The sequence below is a fragment of the Mangrovibacter yixingensis genome (assembly GCF_020523985.1).
Lineage (GTDB): Bacteria > Pseudomonadota > Gammaproteobacteria > Enterobacterales > Enterobacteriaceae > Mangrovibacter > Mangrovibacter yixingensis.
In genome coordinates, this window is record NZ_JAIVKM010000001.1 from 193,690 (window position 1) to 213,928 (window position 20,239).

Consider the following 20,239-nt stretch of genomic DNA (forward strand, 5'->3'; position numbering starts at 1 on the left):
TTAATATCAAATAGAAGGAATCAGCCCGCCGTCAACGCGCATCACGGTGCCGGTAATGTAACTGGCCTGTTGGCTTGCAAGGAAAGCCGCCGCCGCGCCATATTCGGTGGGTTTACCATAACGGCGTGCCGGAATACTCAGGCGGCTTTTCTCGGCAATGGCTTCCGGTGTGCTGTTTTCCCGGCCCGCTTTTGCAGCATCCAGTTGCGCGACCCGGTCAGTGGCGATACGCCCCGGAACCAGCACATTCACCGTCACGCCATCAGCTGCCACTTCGCTGGCCAGCGTTTTGGACCAGCCCAGTAAGCTCATGCGCAGTGCATTGGAAAGCGCCAGGCCCGGAATTGGTGTGATAACACCCGAGGATGTACTGGTAATAATTCGCCCCCAGCCCCGTTCACGCATGGCGGGAAGCAGTTTATCTGTCAGTTGAATCAGTGAGCCAACCATTAATGAAAACTGCTTGTGCCAGGTCTCCTCTGCCACGCCCTGTGCCTGTGCAGGCGGCGGGCCACCCGAGTTGTTGACCAGGATGTCAATATCACCCCAGTGCTGGCGAATAGCATTCAGCGTGGTGTCGAATTGTTCTGGCGCGGCCAGGTCGAGTTGCCAGGCGCGTGCTTTACCGCCTGCTTCTTCAATTAATGCTACGGTTTGCGCCAGTTTTTCCAGGTTACGCCCGGTAACCGCTACTTTTACCCCTTCTTGTGCCAGCGCCTGTGCCATTGCACGCCCCAAACCACTTCCGGCGCCTGTTACCAGCGCGACACGGTTTTCTATCTGCAAATGCATTCACTTCTCCTGATTGTATTGCTGTTGCTGATTTGTATTTTCAGGTTCAATAAATGCAAAAATGATGCCGTTCAGGCTTTGGGCACTTTGCTGGCAACTTGATCGTAAGCGTATTGCAGGTGTCTGGTCATCAGGCTGGCGGCTTCTTCCCGGTTGTTTAGCCGAATGGCATCAAGGATAGCAACATGCTCTTCACACCACTCTTTAACCCGCCGTTTATTGTGATAACTGCCAAATTCCATCAGGCGGCGCAGGCGGTTTTGTTGCTGTATAGCCTGTAATACAAACAGGTTGCCGCTGGCTTCCGCCAGCATTTCATGGAAAGAGGCATCGGTTTCAAAAATATCTTTAGGGGGAACCTGGGTGATATCCGGGTGAGCAATCAGCCATAAGTGGCGGGCGCGCATCCGTTTTAATGCATGCCTGTCGAGGTGAAAGTGCGGAGAAAGCAGGGCACCTGGCTCAATCATCAGGCGAAAGCCATAACCATTTCGCAGCGCAACATCGCTATTCAGTGTTTGCAGGAAACGCCAGCCATGGCCTGGGTTACGGGCAATCAGGCCATCTTCCGCAAGGCCCAGTAAAGTGCGGGTCAGAACGCCCCGGTCTGCTTCGTAACGCTGGGCAATCTCGGTTTGGGTAAAAGAGACAGGCAACAACCCGGCGATACGGTCATGGACTAATTGTTCGTAAAGATTTTGGTCGGTGGTTTTGGGCTGTTCAATGGTTAACGCCTGCAACTCTTCGACGTTTTTAAGTAAGTAAAACCCTTGATTTGGCCGGGCTTCTACCGCGCCGAGCTGAGTCAGCTCTTTTAACCCTGCGCGTACAGGCGTGCGTGATACACCCAGCGCATCCGCTAAATGTTGCTCGCGCAAATGATGACCTGGATCGAATCTTGCTTCAGTTATCAGGTCAAGTATTTGTCGGGCTATCCGGCGACTGCTTGCTGTAGAAGGAGATTGCATGCTGGTGGCTTCCTAAAATGCATTATTGTAGTCGGAATATACAATATCACAGGAAGCCAGATGGAACGAAATAAAGCAATTAGCGCACATTTTGAGGGCAGGCGCACCAAGATGACACTTTGTTTTGCGCCTTTAATTGTATTTATTGACACAACAAATCCAATCGTTAAAAGATTCAGGAGAAGCGTATGTCCAGACACAATCCACGTATCCGCCTTGCCGCAGTGTTGATTGCACTCAGTGCTTCACTGCCATTGTGCAGCCAGGCGGCCAGTGAACTTGTTACACCAGGCAAATTGACTTACGGCACAGCAGCCACATTCATGCCATTTGAATTTATGAAAGATGGCAAGCTCACCGGGTTTGATATCGACATGATTAACGCCCTGAGCAAAGAGATAAAACTCACCCCAGTGGCGATGCCGATGGAGTTCAAAGGGCTTATCCCCGCGCTCCAGGGCAAGCGCCTCGACATCATTAACTCCGCAATGTACGTCAACCCGACGCGTGCCGCTCAGGTGGATTTTGTTCCTTACCTGAAAATCGGCAGCCAGGTGATCGTACGTAAAGGCAACCCGGCAGGCATTACCGGGCGCGACCTCTCACTGTGCGGCAAAAACATCGCCGTGACACTGGGCGGCATCGAAGAGAGCCAGGCGCGTGAAGACAACAAACACTGCCTGGCTGCCAATAAACCAGCCATTAACGTGATGACTTTCCCGGCGGCAACAGACTCAGCGGTTGCTGTAGCCCAGGGGCGCGCTGATGCGGAGTTTCTCTCAACACCAGGCTCTGTGGCGCTGATGACAGAAAAACCTGGCATGTTCCAAACGACAGGTGATGAATTTGAAGCCAATACCCACATCGCCATTGCGGTGCGTAAAGGCGATACCGAAACCAAAGTACTGCTGGAAAAAGGCCTGCAAGCCATGGTGAAAGATGGCACTTACCAGCAACTGATTGAGAAATGGCACTTCCCGGCGTCAGTTTCCATTTTCTGATCCCGCTTTTTTGTCCCAACGGAGGATGCTATGTCGATTGATTTAATGTGGCAGTACGTGATTTCCCCCGCGTTTTTGCAAGGGGCGTGGATGACGCTGCTTATCACTCTCTGCTCATTATTGTGTGGGGTAGTGTTAGGGCTGGTGCTGGCTTTATTGCAGGAAGCACCATTTCGAGCTGGCAGAATGCTGGCGTTCTTCTATCTGTGGCTGTTTCGTGGAACGCCAGTGCTGTTTCAGATCATCTTCGTCTATAACGTGCTGCCCGGCTTCGGCCTGCGTTTCTCCGCATTTACTTGCGCCGTTTTAGCCTTATCCCTGAACGAAGGGGCATATATGGCGGAGATCCTTCGCTCTGGCTTGCAGGCAGTGAAAAGCGGCCAGCGTACAGCCGGGATGGCACTGGGGATGACCAATGCGCAGATTATGCGCAAAATTGTGTTACCTCAGGCAGCCCGTATCGTGCTGCCCCCCATGGGCAACCAGATGATCAGCATGCTGAAATCCAGTGCTCTGGTCTCTGTTATTGCCGTTCAGGAACTGTTGCTGGTTGCCAACCAGGCAGCCAGCGCCAGCTTCCGTTATTTCGAAGCGTTGTGTGCCGCGGGTATCTATTACCTGCTGTTAACCACGCTGTTCATGATTTTCCAGTCCTGGCTTGAACGCACGCTGGACCCCAAACAGCGCCGTCGCCGCAGCCAAAAGAAGCCAGACCAGGCTCTCTCCCCCACTGATGCTGTTAAGGAGCTGCCATGAGCAATGAAGATAAACCGATGCTGGAAATGATTGGTATCGATAAAGCCTTTGGTCGCCAGACAGTGCTGAAAAACTGTTCACTAAGTGTGAAGCGTGGTGAAACCGTTGTCCTGATTGGGCCCTCTGGCTCCGGTAAATCCACCTTGCTGCGCTGTGTGAACCTGCTTTCCCCGGCAGACAGTGGCGATATTTTCTTTGCCCGGCAAAACATCAGCCGTGGCGAGATCCCGGCGACAAAAGTACGCCAGCGCATAGGCATGGTGTTCCAGAACTATGAGTTGTTCTCTCACTTAACGGCAGCAGAGAACGTGATGCTGGCCCCCATGACTGTGCTTGGTATTAACCGTATTGAAGCCCGCAAACAGGCCGATGCCTTACTGGCGAAAGTACACCTGTTTGACCGGGCAGATCACTTCCCTGATGAGCTTTCTGGTGGCCAGCAGCAGCGTGTCGCTATTGCCCGCGCACTGGCGATGAAACCGGAACTGATGCTGTATGACGAGCCGACATCGGCACTGGATCCGGAGATGATCCGCGAAGTGCTGGATGTAATGGCAGAGCTAAGCGCAGAAGGCATGACCAGCATGGTAGTGACCCATGAAATGGGGTTTGCCCGGCGAGCAGCCAACCAAATTCTGTTTATGGAGCAGGGCGAGATCATTGAGCGCGCCAGCGCGAATGACTTTTTTGAAGGCCAGGTCAGCGCCCGAGCGCGCCGATTCCTCGACCAAATTTTACATTAATTGGAGTCTGTATGAGTGGCTTTAACGCGGACAGCGCCCGCATGAAAAAAGACCTGGCGACACTGGTCGCTATTAACACTGAAAACCCACCAGGCCGTGAGCGCGAAGCCGCGGAATGTGTTGCGGTCTGGCTGACTGCCGCCGGGTTTGATTTGTCATTCAGTGAGTATGCGCCTGGCCGGACTAATGTTATTGCTGTACTGCAAAATGGCCCTGGGCCTTGCTTTGCATTTAATACTCACCTGGATGTCGTCCCGGCTGGAAAAGGCTGGCAACGTGAACCTTTTACGCTGGTAGAAGAAGATGGCCGGTTGTACGGCCGTGGTTCTTGTGATGCGAAAGGCCCCTTGGTGGCGATGGTGGAAGCGCTGCGTATGCTTGCGGGCAACCGAGACAGCTGGTCTGGCACATTAATGGGCGTATTTACCGCCGATGAAGAAGTTGCCAGCGAAGGGGCGAAGTTTTATGTCAAAGAGAGCCCGGTCGCCATTGATTTTGCGGTGATAGGCGAACCCACCTCCAACGCCACGTTTTCAGCGCATAAAGGCAGCTTGCGCCCCCGTGTGCGTGTGAATGGTGTCACTGCCCACTCCGGAACACCAGACCTGGGCGTGAATGCTATTTATAAAGCCGGGCAGTTGCTGGGCCTGGTGGAACATAACCACCAACATACCGTTTGTTGCCGCCACCATCCGTTGGTGGGGAATGCCAGCCTGACGGTAACCCGTGTACATGGCGGGCATGCCGATAATGTGGTGCCGGACAGCTGTGAATTGCTGCTTGATCGCCGCATGGTGCCGGGCGAAGACGAAGACGCTGTTAAAGCAGAAATCCAGCAATTGCTGGATACCGCACGCCAGGAATTTAATGTGGATGCCGAAATTATTGGCTGGCAACCCACCACTGGCGGTGCCACTGAAACCGACAGCAACGAAAGCATTGTACAGGCGAGCCTTGAAGCTTGCCGACGCCACGGCCAGCCAGAGCCTGGGCCATTTGGTTTCCAGGGCGGCTGCGACCTGGTGCATTTCCGCACGCTGGGTGCCAAAGGCGTGGTGATTGGCCCAGGCGCGCTGGCAGTCGCTCATAAGCCAGATGAATTTGTGCCTGTCGAAGAGTTTATTGCAGCCGCATATATCTACCTGGATATTGCCCTGGCAATGTTGCCAGTGGGGAGCCAGGCGTGAAAGGGCGTTTGTACCGGGGAATGTTGCACTACCAGGGTGTGACATTACACACGGCGTCTTCTGGCTCGGTTAGCGGGCTGGATTCGCTGTGGTTACACCTTGAATGTGACGGGGTGTTTGGCACCGGTGAAGTGCGGCTTAATATCCGTTATTTGCATGGCTACAGTGAGCAACAGGTGCTGGATAACCTGACCCACTGGCTCAACACGCTGAACTGGCACACCACGCCTTCCGCCATGCTGGAAGCCGTACACCACGCGGACAGCACGCTGCTGGCACCTGCCCGCATGGTGGTGGACATTGCCCTGCACGACTTACTGGCCCGCCAGCAGGGGCAAAGCCTGGCAGCCTGGCTCGGCCACCCAGACAGTGCCTGCGCTTTCCCAACCAACCAAACCCTGTTCTGGGGCAGCGAACAGCAGTTACTGGACCAGGCGCAACACTATGTTGACAGAGGCTTCACCCAGCTCAAGTTGCGCACTGGTGTGGCGGATTTTGCCACCGACTTGCGCCGCCTGACGGCTCTGCGTGAGCGTTTCGGTTCGTCCATTTCGCTGGCGATTGATGTGAATGGCCAGTGGTCGCCTGAACAGGCTCAGGCATATTTCCTGCAATTGCGCCCATTACAGCTCAGTTATATCGAACAACCGCTGGCACCCGCCGACGACAGCCGCCTGGGCGAACTGTCTGCTCTGGGCATTCCCATCATGCTGGACGAAAGCCTTAACAGCCCGGCGGCGATAACCCGCCTGATTGAAGCTGACGGCCAACTGCGCGGCCATTTAAAGCTGGTGAAAATGGGGGGGATCGCGCCGTTACTGGATGCCGCCCGCCAACTGCAACTGGCTGGTGTGCCGTTTATGGTCGGCCAGATGAATGAAGGCCATGTGGCCACCGCTGCCGCCTTGCAGGTCTGCCGGGTGTTGCAGCCAGTTTGGGGCGAGCTTTATGGCGCAGATGGCCTGACAGACGACCCGGCCAGCGGGCTTTTTTACCACGACGGCACAGTGCGCGTCGCCGAATCTGCCGGTCTGGGGGTGGTGTTTAACCCCGCCCAGGCCACATTTATTCAGGAGTGGAATTATGCAAACTAATGTTATTCAGGGGCGTGAATCTGCCTTTGCTGCAGAAGAATATCAAGACCGTATCCAGCGTGCCCGTGCACGCCTGAGCGCTGCGGGTGTTGATGTAATGATTGTGACCGGCCCGGAAAATATCTTCTGGCTTACCGGCCAGCAAACCCCAGGCTATTACACCTTCCAGGCGTTACTGCTGCCCGCAGAAGGGGAGCCGGTGTTTGTTATTCGCCAGCTCGAATACTTCAACTTTATTGCCAACACCTTTATTTCTGATGCTGCGGTTTACCAGGATGGCGACAATCCGGTGGATTTTTTATTCAGCATGCTGCAGAAAAACAACTGGCAGAACAAACGGATTGGTATTGATAAACGCGGCTGGTTCCTGCCCATCGCTGTGTATGAAGCTCTGCAAAGCAAATTAGGTGAACTGGCAGATTGCGCTGGCATCATTGAGCCACTGCGGGCAGTGAAATCTGCGGCTGAACTGGAAAAAATCGCCACGGCGGCACGGTATGTTGACGCGGGTATGCAGGCAGGCCTGGCAGCTATTCGTGAAGGTGCTGATGAAAACGCCCTGGTGTCAGCCATGATGGGCGCAGCTATTGCCGCTGGCTCTGAATACGTAGGGATGGAACCCCTGGTTTCCACAGGGCCACGCAGCGGTGTGCCGCACGGCACCTGGCGCAGGCGCGTGATGGAAGCGGGCGACCCAGTATTTTTAGAAATGTCTGCCGCCCATGACCGTTACCATGCAGCACTGATGCGTTCAGCATGGTTAGGCAAACCCCCGGCTATTGCGCTGGAAATGGAAAAAGTCTGCCAGGAAGCGTTACAAGCAGCGTTGGATGCCATTCGTCCAGGTGAAACTTGTGCCGCCCCTCACCTGGCCTGCCAGCGAGTTATCGACAAAGCGGGTTTCACCGACAACTTCAAAAAACGCACCGGTTATTCCATTGGTGTTGCGTTTGCGCCGGACTGGGGCGAAGGCGGCATTCTTAGCCTGTACAGCGGTGTGGATACCGAGTTGCAACCAGGCATGACCTTCCATATTCCCCCTGCATTACGTGTCTATGGCCAGTTCACTGTCGGTGTCAGTGAAACAATCGTCGTGACAGAAAACGGCTACCGCCAACTGGGCTCACTGGCCCGCCCTTTAACCCTGCTGTAAGGAGCAACTTGTGAAAAATATGAATGAAACCCGGGAGCGCCTGCGCGGCATTTTCAACATCACCGTTACCCCCTTTAATGCGCAAGGCGATATCGACTTTGCCGCTCTCCAGGAAAACATTGAGCGCGTTATTGGCCTGGGTTACGACGGTATCCTGATTGGCGGGACTTATGGCGAATTCCCTACTTTGTCGGTTGCTGAGCGCCGCGAGCTGTTCACCCGTGTAATGGACATTGTGGGTGACCGCGTGCCAGTTATGTTGTGCAGTGCCAGCTCAGACCCGCGTGTTGTACGTGAATTAACGATTCTTGCCGGGGAACTTGGTGGGCTGCCCATGGTAACCCCGCCGTTTGTTACCGAAATTACCGATGCGCAGATCATCACGTTTTTCGAGGAAATGGCACCGCTCTCAGCCACCGGTATTCTGATTTATAACGCGCCAGGCATTGGCATTACGCTGTCTCCGGCACAGCTGGAAAAACTGGCGGATATCGACGGCGTGGTGGGAATTAAACAAGGGGATTTAACCCCAACTGTTGTGGACCAAATTGCCAACCGCCTGAGGGGCAAAGTTCGCCTGTTCTGTGCATCAGACCTGGTATTTAACGGCCCCATGATGGCCGGGTTTGATGGTATCAGCACCACCAACAGTGGCGCATTGCCTGAACTTATTCTGGCGACTTTCCGCGCGGTAGAACAAGGGGATGCCCACACCGCGCGCGATTTACATAATCTTTGGTACAGCTACCGGGCATTGGCGCGCCAGCATGGCCAGCCGCAACTGGTAAAAGCGGCGATGGCGTTGCGTGGTTTTAACGGCGGTACTGTTCGTGCGCCATTAAAACCCATTTCTGACAGTGCGCTGGCAGCCCTGCGCGAGGTGATGAACACCCTGGCACAGGACCCGCGCAGTGGCGTTACGCTAGCGTAACCCGCACGGCTTGTAAAAAAGCGCAAAACAGTGGGTGAGGGGCCTGTGGGCGTGAAGCCAGTTCCGGGTGGCCCTGAACCCCGTGCCAGAACGGATGGTTACTCAGGCTGATAGCCTCAATAATCCCGTCTGTTTCTGCGCTGATTTGCCCGTTGCCTGCACAGAGTTGTGCGCGCAGTGCCGGGTTGAACGCATAACGGTGGTTGTAGTGCATGTCTTTGGGCGGCATCACATTGCTGAGTAATCCCTGGGGATGAAATGGCAACACACCGCAGCGGTGGCGCAAGTCTGTAAAGCGCACAAAACTGTGGCAAGGCGCGTCAGGGGCGGCTTCGGCCAGGTTTGCTTGCTCAAACCCCGGATTTTGGCGCACCAGGGCTGTCGCCATACTTTGCATGCCAAGGCACAACCCCAGTGTGGGCAAAGCACGTTGGTTTGTGGCGACCGCCAGGCGAATTTGCCCGTTAACGGCCGCCATGGAAGAGCCACCAGGCAGGATCACGCCATCCAGGCCATCCAGCTCGGCAAGGTTTTCAGATAGCGTGGCCGGGGCGAAAAAGTGCAACTGAACTTGCACACCGATGGCATCAGCGGCATCGCCCAGTGCAGCAACAATCGCCGGGTAACTCTGGCGGTGGTCAGTTTCACGGCCCGCCAGCCCAATGTGCAGAGTAGTGCCCTGGCTGGGTTGTGCCGGAGCCTGCCAGCGGCCCCACGAATCTGCCTGCCACTGGGCGACAACCTCGCGCCCGGCGGTGAGCAGTTGCAGGGTATCGCCCTCATGATGGGTAAACAGATGGGTGCCTGGCAACGTAGCCGTAGCAGCACTGTGGGTTGGGTTGAGCACAATGACGCTGTTTGGCTCAGCACTGGACAACTGGGATACCTGTGCGACTTCTTCGCAGAGTGTATCGCTAAGCCACAGGCCACTGGTTACGCAGTAACCTGCCTGGCACACATGCTGGTGGCTGTCGGGGAAATCGCCGCTAAATGATGGGCGTAGGCTCCATAACGGGCGTTGCTGGGCATTGGCCCACAGGCTGGCGGCGACACCAAAACGTGCCGGGTACGGGGAATCATCAACGACAAAAGTCTGTGTCACGGGGTGCTCCCGGTTTTTAAGTGTATTAACAGGCTTACGATTGTATTAACTGACTCATTAGATACAAAAGAGGATTTATGAATAATAACGCGTTGGCGCGCCGGATGCGCCGGGTAAGGCCCTCGCCCACAGCGGCAATCTCTGACCAGGTGCGTGAACTGGAAGCCCAGGGGAAAACAGTGATTAACCTTGGCGAAGGTGAACTGGACTTCGCAACGCCGGACAACATCAGTTATGCAGGTATTCAGGCCATTGTGCACCACCAAACTAAATACACTGCAGTTGCCGGTACCGCAGAACTGAAAGCGGCTATTGCTCATAAATTTGCCCGCGATAACCAACTGCATTACACCCCAGGGCAGATAATTGCTGGCAGCGGAGCAAAGCAATTAATTTTTAATGCTTTCCTGGCGACGGTGGATGCTGGCCAGTCGGTGATTATTCCTGCGCCTTATTGGGTATCTTACCCGGATATGGTAGCCCTTGCGGAAGGGGAACCGGTGATAGTTCCTTGTGATGAAGCCCATGGCTGGAAATTGCAACCCGAGCAACTGGCGCAGGCCATAACACCCGCGACTCGCTGGGTGGTGCTTAACTCGCCTGGTAACCCGACAGGTGCGGTTTACCGTGCAGAAGAACTGCGTGCCCTGGCCGATGTGTTACGCGAACACCCCCAGGTACTGATCCTGGCTGATGATATTTATGAGCCACTGCGTTATGACGATACCCCGTTTGCCACTTTTGCCCAGGTTGCACCAGACCTGGCAGACCGCACGTTGACCGTTAATGGTGTGTCGAAAAGCCACGCCATGACGGGCTGGCGGCTCGGTTATGCTGCCGGGCCACAATGGCTTATTAATGCTATGCAGGTACTGCAATCACAAAGTACCTCTAACCCCAGCACAATCTCTCAGGCGGCAGCGGTTGCTGCTCTGACACAACCCGATAGCTTTTTCCACGCCTGGCGGGAAAAACTGAACGCACGCCGCCAACTTGTGCTGGATACACTGGCCGCTATTGATGGCATCAGCGCTCAGCCCCCGGAAGGTGCATTTTATATTTTTGCCAACTGCCAGGGCCTGATTGGACGTGTTACACCTCAGGGCAATCGCCTTGAAAGCGACAGTGACGTGGCGGCGTGGCTGCTGTCGGCTGCGCATGTTGCGGTATTGCACGGTTCGGCTTTTGGCACACCGGGTTATTTACGCATTGCTTATGCTGTAGAAGATAATCTGTTGCACAGTGCCTGCCAGCGCCTGCTGGCAGCATGTGAAAGCCTGACTGCGTAGTTTTATCATTTCCTTTCGCCGCAAAACGCTGTGTTTGCGGCGCTTAGTCTTTTTTCATTACTGTGGTTTTTCTGTAGCCGATTTTGTGAAAAATATCACCCGTCATCTGGCGTATGCACAAATCTCTGTTGTTTTTTTTCGTGTCTGCATAATGCCGGGTGGTTTTTTTTCACGTAGAATTCATATTTGAAACATCTTTTCAAAAATATAATTTTTTGTTTTCTCAGAATGAAACTGAGTCATAGCGTTCATTGATGAACACTTCCACTTATTTTTTCAGCCAGGTGAATAAAGACTGACCTAACCGCATATGCCATGGGCGGCGGCTGGATGTTTCGTCGCAGGCATACGCGCAGATAATACAAGCGGTAATCCTGAGGAACTGGAATGAAAATCGAATCTATCAATACCACAACTTTTAGCTGGATGAGCCCACGGGTGTCTGACAGTGCCGGGCACTCGCACCCGGGCGACCCACATCCGGCAACAATGGCTATGCTGACTATCACCGCAGATGATGGCACGCAGGGCTTTTCTTTTGCCCCACCAGAAATTGTCCGCCCTTATGTTTTGGATGCTTTTTTCCGCAAAGTCATGGTGGGGCAGGACCCGTTCGACCGTGAGCGCTTGTGGCAAGAACTGGTGCTGTGGCAGCGCGGCAGTGCGCACCAGCTAACTGAGCGGGCAATGTCATTTGTTGAACAGGCTCTGTGGGATTTAATTGGCCGCAAACTCAATATGCCTGTCTGGAAAATACTCGGGGGCTACCGCGATACGGTACCCGCCTATGGCAGCACCATGTGCGGCGATGAACTACGCGGGGGCTTGTCTACGCCACAAGAGTATGGCGATTTTGCCGAAAAACTGGTGGCTCGGGGTTACAAAGCGATCAAATTGCACACCTGGATGCCGCCAGTGGCCTTCGCGCCAGACCCAAAAATGGATGTGAAAGCCTGTGCCGCGGTGCGGGAAGCAGTTGGCCCAGATATTGAGCTGATGCTGGATGGCTACCATTGGTACAGCCGCAGCGATGCGTTGTATATCGGCAAGGAGTTGGAAAAACTGCGTTTTGCCTGGTTTGAAGAGCCCATGCAGGAAGAGAGCATGTCTTCTTATGCCTGGCTGGCAGATAACTTACAAATTGATGTTATCGGGCCGGAAAGCCTGGGTGGCAAATATCACTCCCGTGCCGACTGGGTGAAAGCGGGTGCCTGCGATATTTTACGTGCTGGTGCGAACGGTGTGGGCGGTATCTCACCTTGCCTGAAAGTGGCTAACCTGGCCGAAGCCTTTGGTATGAACTGTGAAGTGCATGGCAATGGTGCTGCCAGCCTGGCTGTGATTGGTGCGATTAAAAACTGCCGCTGGTACGAGCGTGGTTTGCTGCATCCGTTCCTGGATTACGACCAGCCTGCTCCCTGGCTTAACAGCCTGGTGGACCCCATGGACCGCGAAGGTAACGTACAGTTACCCACAGCACCGGGTCTGGGCGAAGACATTAATTTTGCGTATATCGAAGCCAATACAATCAGCCACGGCTGATAAATAAAAAAACCTCAACCCTACGGCGGTATACAACATGAAAACCAGCTCCCGAATGGGGGCGTGGCTGCTCACGCTCCTTATCATGCTGGGCGGTGGTCAGGCATGGGGGAAAACCCCTCCTGATCAACTGATCATCGCATGATTCTCGCTCAATATTCGTAACCAGTAAGCGCATACCCCAAATCACTTAAAAGTGTAATTCTCAGGGTGCGAATGACTATAGTTCGCTCTTAGCTGCCGTTGAGGCAAGGCATCAGGGGCAACTTCTTGCCAGGAGCGGATGTTGCTAAATCTACTCTGTATTAAACATTAGGGAACAGGTCATTACTCCCTCTGCGAGCCCTGAAATATTACATCACCAACTTCGTATACCCTGGTTTCAAGTCGGAGACATAAAAACTACGGCAATACAAGATATCTTGCAAAAGAGCATCGATAAGTTATATTCAGTTTATTGTGTTTATGTTTTTTTCATAAACTAACTAAACTTTATAGGAATTCCATGAACCGTGTAATGAATCCTTTCTCCCCGGGAGCCGGAGCAGTACCAATGGAGCTGGCAGGAAGGGGGGAAATCCAAACTAAAATAGCTGAAAATCTGGAGAGAATACGCATAGGCAGAAATAGTCAGGGCGTAATTCTCGTCGGGCTGCGTGGAGTGGGCAAAACGGTATTACTTCAGACAGTTTTGTCTACCGCAGAAGAAAATGGCTTTCATACCATCAACATCGAAGCCTCCGAAAGAAAATCACTCCCTGCGATGCTGGCGCCGGACATTCGAACCGCACTTTTGAGATTGAGCAGAATGGAGGAGGTTAAAGATCTGGCTCTGCGCGGATTGACTGCGCTTGCTGGATTTGCCTCGAAGTTAAAGGTCACATACAACGATATTGAGGTTGGTTTGGATCTGGAACCGGAGCCGGGGTTAGCCGACAATGGTGATTTAGAGATAGACCTGACAGCACTTCTTGAACAGGTCGGAATTGCAGCTCAAAAGGCCAAAACGGCACTGGTAATATTTATTGATGAACTGCAATACATTCAGGAAAAAGAGATGTCAGCTCTTATTTCCGCATTGCATAGATGCTCACAAAAAAAATATCCAATCACACTTATAGCAGCAGGCCTTCCTCAGTTGAGAGGACGAATGGGTGATGCTAAATCTTACGCTGAAAGGCTTTTTGAGTTTGTTGATATCGGTCCGCTGAATAAAGAATACTGTATTGATGCGATCAGAAAACCGATTGAGGCGGAAAGAGAGTCAATTAATGATGATGCTATTGACTGCATTTTTGAAAACACTCATGGATATCCCTATTTCATTCAGGAGTGGGGCAGCCATACCTGGAATATTGCGAAAGCTTCACCAATTACCAAAGAAGATGTTGTAGTCTCAACTTCAGAAACAATGGCCAAACTCGATGCCAGTTTCTTCATGGTTCGGTTTGATCGCTTAACCCCAAAAGAGAAAGAGTATCTAAAAGCGATGGCTGTACTTGGCCCTGGTCCGCACCGCTCTGGTGATATTGCCAGTGGATTGGATAAGAATGTCAGATCATTAGGGCCAGTGCGGCAAAGCCTCATAGACAAAGGGATGATTTGGAGCCCATCTCATGGTGACACTGCGTTTACCGTACCTTTGTTTGATCAGTTTCTGAATCGCGTTATGCGATGAAAAATGGATTTGGATGCTCTTGGACATGAGGTGAATGTACTCTGAACCTAATGCAAGGAACGGGTGTGACCTGCTCCCCGTTAAGTAACACACCGAACTTTAAGTTGCACCTTCATCACAGTTGTGAGAACAACTGTGACTTCCGTCTCACGCCCTGAGACATTCGACAAGCTTTTTATAGCTTCAGTAAAGGAGAGTGTCGAGCTTCCAGTGCCAGCAGATATTTCACTTACGACTTTAATTTGTGTCGCCAGTGCTGTCGCCATCAAAGCATTAGCCTCGATAACACTCGGGTCTGTAGTTAATGGGGAGATTACAGCCTGGTGTTAACAGTTTTTTTGTGCGCTGGATTCCAGTTGGTGAGATGTTTTATGCTTTGCTGGTCGTAACTCGCGCCTTACTGGCTGTCATTACTACACTTTTCATCAACCTTCCAACATAAACGAGGCTCCCTGTGCGTATTGCCACCATTACTAACTGGGCTTACGGCATCACTGTGGCATTCACGTTAATTTCTGGGGGCGCGCTGATTCTTGCATCCAGAGCAGATACCGCTGAGCGCCAGGCCGTGGCGCAAAGGGCCGCGTTGGACGACCTTAGTGAACAACTGGATAAAGACGTCTACCAGGAAAGTGATCTCGCCCGTGACTATGTTATTGACCATGACCCGCAGGATTTGCTGGCGTGGCAGCAATTACAGGTTGTGGAGAATAAACTGGAAATCCGGCTGGAACATTACCGCGTGTGGGGGCTGCCTGACAGCGCGCTGGATGCACTGCGCAAAGGCCTGGTACAGAGTGATGCTCTCACGTTACTCCAGCACCAGGCCATAGCTGAGAAAGATAATGGCAACGATCACCAGGCGGTGAATTTACTGTTTAACCGTGAATACCAGCAACAACTGGTAGCAATAGATACCGCACTGACTGCGTTTTATCACCAGGTGAACGCAGAGGCCGAAAACGTTGTACAGCAAACCGGGAAAACGGCGCGCCAGTTACGCACGTTGTCTGAAATTATGGTTGTAATGACATCGGGGTTATTTTTGCTGGTATTGGGGGTTATCTTACGCCGCCGATTATTACAGCCCGTTGTGAAATTGAGTGATGTGGTCAGCCGCCTGGCAGCGCAGGACTATGCCGCTGAACCACCCGATTACCGGCAAATCGACGAAATTGGCGATATGGCGCAGGCCTTGCGTATTTTTCGTGAAAATGGCCTGGTGCGCCAGCAACTGGAGCAGGAGCGTGAGGCAGACCTGGCGCGGCGGCGTTTGCTGGCTACGATGGCTCAGCGCCTTCAGGCCTGTGAGCACCGCAAAGATATTTACCGGGTGGCGAGTGTGTTTACCCCAGAAATCGCACCGGGGATTGGCGGGCAACTTTTTGTGCAAAAAAATGCCTCGGAAGAAATGCACTGTGTTGCTGCCTGGCAAGGCATGAACCGCGATTCAGCCCCTTTTTTACCTCAGTCTTGTTGGGCGATTCGTCGTGGTCACCGCCACAGTGCCACTTTGCTGGGTCCGGATATGCGCTGCCTGCATTTGCCTGAACCGGGCGAGGATGCCCGCCACCATGTTTGTGTGCCTTTAATTGCTCATGGGGAAAATATTGGTGTGATGGTATTGCGCCAGAATGACCCGTCGGCTGAATTTCCGCTTCTGTATATGGACCTGGTGGCGGAAACATTGGCACAGGCGCTGACCAGCCAGAAATTGCGCGAAGCCTTACAGGAAAAAGCACTGTTTGATTCCCTGACTGGGTTGCGTAACCGCTATTACCTTGAAGATGCCCTGAAAAACTGCCTGAGCCAGGCAAGACAGAATAACCAGCCAGTCAGCTGCCTGATGGTGGATATCGATAACTTTAAACTGCTCAATGATAAATTTGGCCATGAAGCGGGTGACGATGTGATTCGCCAGGTGGCAGCAACCTTGAAACGCGTGGTAGGGGATCGGGGCTATTTGTGGCGCTACGGTGGAGAGGAGTTTCTTATCTTACTTCCTGAGCTGAACAGCATGGCGGCAAAAAGCCTGGCATGCCAGGTACTGGAGCAGGTCTCGGGGATTAACCAGTTACCCGATTACCACCATTTTGGTGCGGTTACGGTCTCGGTTGGGGTGTCGACATGGCCGGAAGATGCCCGCGAGGACCAACTGGTCAGCCGGGCAGATGAAGCCTTGTATCATGCTAAACATGCAGGCAGGGCTCAGGTGGCGGTGGCGTCAGAATTGCCACCTGGGCCTGATGGGCTTGAAGTGAGTGGGTAATCAGTTTTCTTCTCCAGGGCGGGCTATTTTGCCCGAACTGAATACGGTGATGGGCTCACCCTCTTGCCAGTTATCCAGCGAGGATCCCAGCCCGGTCAGCATGACGATACCGCGCTGATGAGCAATAATCGCACTGTGGGATTGCGGGCTGCCAGCACGCAGGCAAATGGCTCGGACTTCGTTTGCGGGCAACTGCATTGCCAGTGAAGGCCACAGGTTTTCTGCACACAATACGCTGCCTGCGGGGTACGCGGGTATAGCAAGCGGTATCCCGAGCAAGTGGCACAATGTGCGGTGCAAAATATCTTCGATATCAATATAACGCGCCTGCAAGTAGGCATCGCCCAGCTCGCGGTAGCTTTCTGCTACCCCGGATAGCACCTGGAACCATGCCAGCGCAGCACTGTGTTGATGCTGTTGCATGTGCGCGCGTGTTTCCGTCAGCAAATCCGGGTCATCCAGCAGTGTATGTTGCCCGCTGAAAATGGCGGAAATATCTGCCAGCCCATCATGTTCAGCCAGGTGGGCCAGTGCAAGCAGGTCATCCAGCGTATGGTTGATAGCCTGTTCCAGTGCGGGAAATTTCGCCGTTGACCGGGCCAAAGAATCGGGCAAAAAAGGGGTGTTTTCCTGTGCCAGCCAGTGAACGGCCCCGGTAATTTTTGCCGGTAATTCATTGGCGGTACTGTTCGTGGCTTCCCCTTCACCAAACTGGTTATGTGCCAGAGCCAAAAACGCCTCAATGGCCGCAGCGGCATCCTGCCCTTGTGCAATCAACCGCAATGTATCGCCACAGCGTACCTGGAGCAGGGCGATTTGGTTGAGTGTAATTGGCGAGATGCATTTGCCCTCTTTTTCCAGAGACAGCGCGGCATTAAACCCACTCAGCGCCGCAACCAGATGCGCGGCCGGGCGCACATGTAGCCCGTGAGGGTTGGTGACTACCCAACTTGCTGTCATGGCGCTCTCTCCCGGTGCTTGCGCCAGGGTAACCGGTGGTGGCAATGGGGCGCTGTCTTCTACCCCTAACTGAACACGTTTTGCCTGCAGTGCATTTTCTGCTTCGGCTTTTACCCGGTCGATACTGGCACCTGTCGCGGCAATACTGGCGGCTGCCAGCGCGCCTTCCACTAGCGGTGCGGCACAGAGCGTCACTTTTGCTGCAACCTCCGGGTCAAGCAGTTCCAGCGCTGTTTCTGCGCTGAGCAAGGCGCTGCCCATATCCATCAACACCAGAATATGCTCAGCATCGGCAACGCTTGTGATAGCGTCCATGACTTTTACCGGGTCGGTGCCGATGGGAAAATCCGGGTCATCCAACCCGGCGGCAACAGCTATCCGGCAGTTCGTTTTCCCCTGCAACATTTGTTGCGACAACGTACACACGCCCTCACCCAAAGCGGCACTGTGTGAAACGATAACCAGATTAACCATATTTATTACTCCTGTGCCTGTGCCGCTTGTGCCAGCGCCTGCACCATAAACATTACTGAGGTCGCCCCTGGGTCCTGATGGCCGATACTGCGCTCACCCAGATAGCTGGCTCGCCCTTTACGCGCCTGCATAGTGATGGTGCTGTGCGCCGCCTCTTCGGCGCAACGGCTGGCTGCGGTAAGTGCATCGTTCAGGGATGCTTGTTGCAGGCTGGACTGGCGTAAGCTTTCTACCACCGGCCCCCAGACATCGCACATGGTTTTATCGCCCGGCTCGGCCTTGCCGCGGCTTGCCACTCCTGCGGCACCTTCCTGAATAACCTGGGTCAGTTCTTCCAGTGTTAAAGCCTGGTGCGCCTGTGCAGGTTGAGCTGCACGCATAAAAAAGGTGCCGAACAGTGGGCCGCTGGCGCCACCCACACTTGAAAGCAACGTCATGCCGGTATTTTTTAAAATAAAACCGATATCTTTATCTGCCACGGCAGGCAGTTTTTCTGCCACTTTATTAAACCCACGGTGCATATTCAGCCCGTGGTCAGCATCACCAATTTCTCTGTCCAGACCGGTCAGAAAATCACTTTCACGGGTGAAAACGTCGGTACATAAGGTTAACCAGTTGACGATTTGTTCACGGCTTAATGACTGGCTCATGATTATTCTCCCCATCTCAGCGCGGGTGTATTGACTGGTGCATCCCATAATGACAACAGCGTATCATCCACTTTCAGTAAAGTGATAGAGATGCCGGACATATCCAGCGATGTGCAGTAAGACCCCACCAGATTGCGTTCAATCGTCAGCCCTGCCTGTTGGCAGCAATGTGCCAGCCGGTCGTAGACACCATACAATTCAGAAAGTGGCGTTGCGCCAAGGTTGTTGACCAGGGCAATAACACGGTCACCTTGTTGCAGTGCCTGTTTTTGTTCAGTGTGTTCCTGCCACTCACCTTGCTTGCAATCCCACTGGCGCAGTGTGCGTTGCCATGTGCCATTTTCCAGAAGTGTGGCAAACATGGCATCGACAGTATCGTTAAGGTTTGTGAAAGGGCGGCGGTCAATTCCCGGCTCACCATGAATACCCACACCGAACTCCATTTCATGTTCATTCAGGGTAAATGACGGGGTTCCGGCTGCTGGCACGGTACAGGCACTGAGGGCAATACCAATTGAATGCCCCTGGTTATTAATTTGCCAGCCTAGTTGAGCGCACTGGCTCAATGAATCCCCACGCTGTGCGGCCGCGCCCAGCAGCTTTTCAATTAACACCGTGTTTGCCACGCCGCGGCGCCCAGCGGTATACAGGCTGTCTTTTACTGCCACGTCATCATCGACTATCACCGTTGCGACTTGCACACCACTGTCGTGCAGTAATTCTGCCGCGGTTTCAAAATTGAGAATATCGCCGGTGTAGTTTTTGATTATCATCAGCACGCCTGCGCCGCCATCTATGGCCTGGGCACACTCAAAAATTTTATCGGGCGTAGGGGAGGTGAAAATCTCGCCTGGGCAGGCACCGCTCAACATTCCTTCGCCAACATAGCCACAATGCATTGGTTCATGGCCGCTTCCGCCGCCAGACAATAGCGCCACTTTGCCACTCACCGGCGCATCTGCCCGGGTGACATACAACGGGTCCGGGTGAAGATGCAGTGTGGGGTGTGCTTTTACCAGACCGGCAAGTTGTTCCGTTAGCACAGTTTCAACATCATTAATTAGCTTTTTCATTTTGTTCGATGCTCCATTCAGGGCTGGCTGGTTTACAGAGAGTCTGTATCAATGTTCGCAACGTTATTCTTGCCTGGCCTTTTGTGAAATAAAAAAGTAAATATTGGTGTTTCATAATGGAACGTAAAAATAAATAAATGTTCCATTATGAAACGTATTTTTGGCAATAGAGGAAAAACTGAGACGGGCATCAAATAAATTAATTTATTACTCATTTTATTATGCGCGGAATAAATGCGTTATTACGGGTGAGTCTGGGTGTTATTAATTTGGTGTGTCTGCATCTTATGGTTTTTGGCTCCAGGGGGTTAGCCAGAATCCCATGAAGAGGGCAGGCTTGCTATTTTGGGTGCTGCCTGGATCGCACTTTCCTCTGGTTTTATGAATATCTGTTTCTGATTGAAACGCTGTATTTATTAATACGTTCCAAAATGGAACATTAATATTTTTATTTTTTATTCGATAGCAAAGGCCAGAATGACATCAGTGCATTAAATAGTGACAAGGATTTAGCCCAAATGATGCTGGAGCGCAGAAGTGTAATCGTAACCCGGCTTTAGCGGTAATGCGGGCAGGA

The 20,239-nt window shown here is 53.0% G+C and carries 17 protein-coding genes; 11 read left to right on the forward strand and 6 right to left on the reverse strand.

The features are described from left to right. Positions 1 to 6 precede the first annotated feature (6 nt). Entirely contained in the window at positions 7 to 792 is a 786-nt protein-coding gene (locus tag LC084_RS00965) for an SDR family oxidoreductase (protein ID WP_226568562.1), read from the reverse strand. 71 nt (positions 793 to 863) lie between these two features. Beyond that, positions 864 to 1,760 carry a GntR family transcriptional regulator gene (locus LC084_RS00970; protein WP_226568563.1) on the reverse strand — a complete coding sequence of 299 codons (897 nt, stop codon included), beginning with the start codon at positions 1,758 to 1,760 and terminating at the stop codon, positions 864 to 866. A gap of 188 nt (positions 1,761 to 1,948) precedes the next feature. Here LC084_RS00970 and LC084_RS00975 point away from each other — a divergent pair, with 188 nt between their 5' ends. From LC084_RS00975 to LC084_RS01005, 7 genes are read left to right on the forward strand one after another with little or no spacing between them, the layout of a single operon-like run. Next, complete coding sequence (locus LC084_RS00975) at positions 1,949 to 2,761, forward strand: ABC transporter substrate-binding protein (protein ID WP_226568564.1); 813 nt, start codon at positions 1,949 to 1,951, stop codon at positions 2,759 to 2,761. A 30-nt stretch (positions 2,762 to 2,791) separates the two neighbouring features. Next, positions 2,792 to 3,517, forward strand: a complete 726-nt coding sequence (locus LC084_RS00980) for an amino acid ABC transporter permease (protein WP_226568566.1) — start codon at positions 2,792 to 2,794, stop codon at positions 3,515 to 3,517. After that, positions 3,514 to 4,260 carry an amino acid ABC transporter ATP-binding protein gene (locus tag LC084_RS00985; RefSeq protein WP_319004386.1) on the forward strand — a complete coding sequence of 249 codons (747 nt, stop codon included), beginning with the start codon at positions 3,514 to 3,516 and terminating at the stop codon, positions 4,258 to 4,260. The genes LC084_RS00980 and LC084_RS00985 overlap by 4 nt, the downstream gene beginning before the upstream one ends. An 11-nt stretch (positions 4,261 to 4,271) precedes the next feature. Then, complete coding sequence (locus LC084_RS00990; RefSeq protein ID WP_226568568.1) at positions 4,272 to 5,447, forward strand: M20 family metallopeptidase; 1,176 nt, start codon at positions 4,272 to 4,274, stop codon at positions 5,445 to 5,447. Further along, the gene (locus LC084_RS00995; protein WP_226568570.1) at positions 5,444 to 6,541 is read left to right on the forward strand and encodes a mandelate racemase/muconate lactonizing enzyme family protein; all 1,098 of its coding nucleotides are present in this window, start codon (positions 5,444 to 5,446) and stop codon (positions 6,539 to 6,541) included. The genes LC084_RS00990 and LC084_RS00995 overlap by 4 nt, the downstream gene beginning before the upstream one ends. Beyond that, positions 6,531 to 7,694, forward strand: a complete 1,164-nt coding sequence (locus LC084_RS01000) for a M24 family metallopeptidase (protein WP_226568571.1) — start codon at positions 6,531 to 6,533, stop codon at positions 7,692 to 7,694. Before LC084_RS00995 ends, LC084_RS01000 begins: the two co-directional genes overlap by 11 nt. Positions 7,695 to 7,704: 10 nt before the next feature. Continuing rightward, the gene (locus LC084_RS01005) at positions 7,705 to 8,625 is read left to right on the forward strand and encodes a dihydrodipicolinate synthase family protein (protein WP_319004387.1); all 921 of its coding nucleotides are present in this window, start codon (positions 7,705 to 7,707) and stop codon (positions 8,623 to 8,625) included. Here the strand turns inward: LC084_RS01005 and LC084_RS01010 are convergent. Next, entirely contained in the window at positions 8,612 to 9,727 is a 1,116-nt protein-coding gene (locus tag LC084_RS01010; RefSeq protein ID WP_226568573.1) for a glutamine amidotransferase-related protein, read from the reverse strand. The two genes, LC084_RS01005 and LC084_RS01010, sit on opposite strands and share 14 nt — an antisense overlap. 77 nt (positions 9,728 to 9,804) lie before the next feature. On the opposite strand from LC084_RS01010, the gene LC084_RS01015 reads away from it, so the two are divergent. The 4 genes from LC084_RS01015 to LC084_RS01030 all read left to right on the forward strand — a co-directional run bounded on the left by LC084_RS01015 (position 9,805) and on the right by LC084_RS01030 (position 16,505). Continuing rightward, on the forward strand, positions 9,805 to 11,016 hold the full coding sequence (locus tag LC084_RS01015; protein WP_226568575.1) for a pyridoxal phosphate-dependent aminotransferase: 1,212 nt from the start codon (positions 9,805 to 9,807) through the stop codon (positions 11,014 to 11,016). 387 nt (positions 11,017 to 11,403) lie between these two features. Further along, positions 11,404 to 12,558, forward strand: a complete 1,155-nt coding sequence (locus LC084_RS01020; RefSeq protein WP_226568576.1) for a mandelate racemase family protein — start codon at positions 11,404 to 11,406, stop codon at positions 12,556 to 12,558. Positions 12,559 to 13,063: 505 nt separating this feature from the next. Continuing rightward, on the forward strand, positions 13,064 to 14,236 hold the full coding sequence (locus LC084_RS01025) for an ATP-binding protein (RefSeq protein WP_226568577.1): 1,173 nt from the start codon (positions 13,064 to 13,066) through the stop codon (positions 14,234 to 14,236). Between the two features lie 454 nt (positions 14,237 to 14,690). Then, entirely contained in the window at positions 14,691 to 16,505 is a 1,815-nt protein-coding gene (locus tag LC084_RS01030) for a diguanylate cyclase domain-containing protein (protein ID WP_226568578.1), read from the forward strand. Here LC084_RS01030 and dhaM read toward each other — a convergent pair whose 3' ends face one another. From dhaM to dhaK, 3 genes are read right to left on the reverse strand one after another with little or no spacing between them, the layout of a single operon-like run. Next, positions 16,506 to 17,939, reverse strand: a complete 1,434-nt coding sequence (dhaM, locus tag LC084_RS01035; RefSeq protein WP_226568579.1) for a dihydroxyacetone kinase phosphoryl donor subunit DhaM — start codon at positions 17,937 to 17,939, stop codon at positions 16,506 to 16,508. A gap of 5 nt (positions 17,940 to 17,944) precedes the next feature. Next, positions 17,945 to 18,589 (reverse strand): dihydroxyacetone kinase subunit DhaL, encoded by a 645-nt coding sequence (gene dhaL, locus LC084_RS01040; RefSeq protein WP_226568580.1) that lies wholly within the window; start codon positions 18,587 to 18,589, stop codon positions 17,945 to 17,947. Positions 18,590 to 18,591: 2 nt separating this feature from the next. Then, the gene (dhaK, locus tag LC084_RS01045) at positions 18,592 to 19,662 is read right to left on the reverse strand and encodes a dihydroxyacetone kinase subunit DhaK (RefSeq protein ID WP_226568581.1); all 1,071 of its coding nucleotides are present in this window, start codon (positions 19,660 to 19,662) and stop codon (positions 18,592 to 18,594) included. Positions 19,663 to 20,239 lie beyond the last annotated feature (577 nt).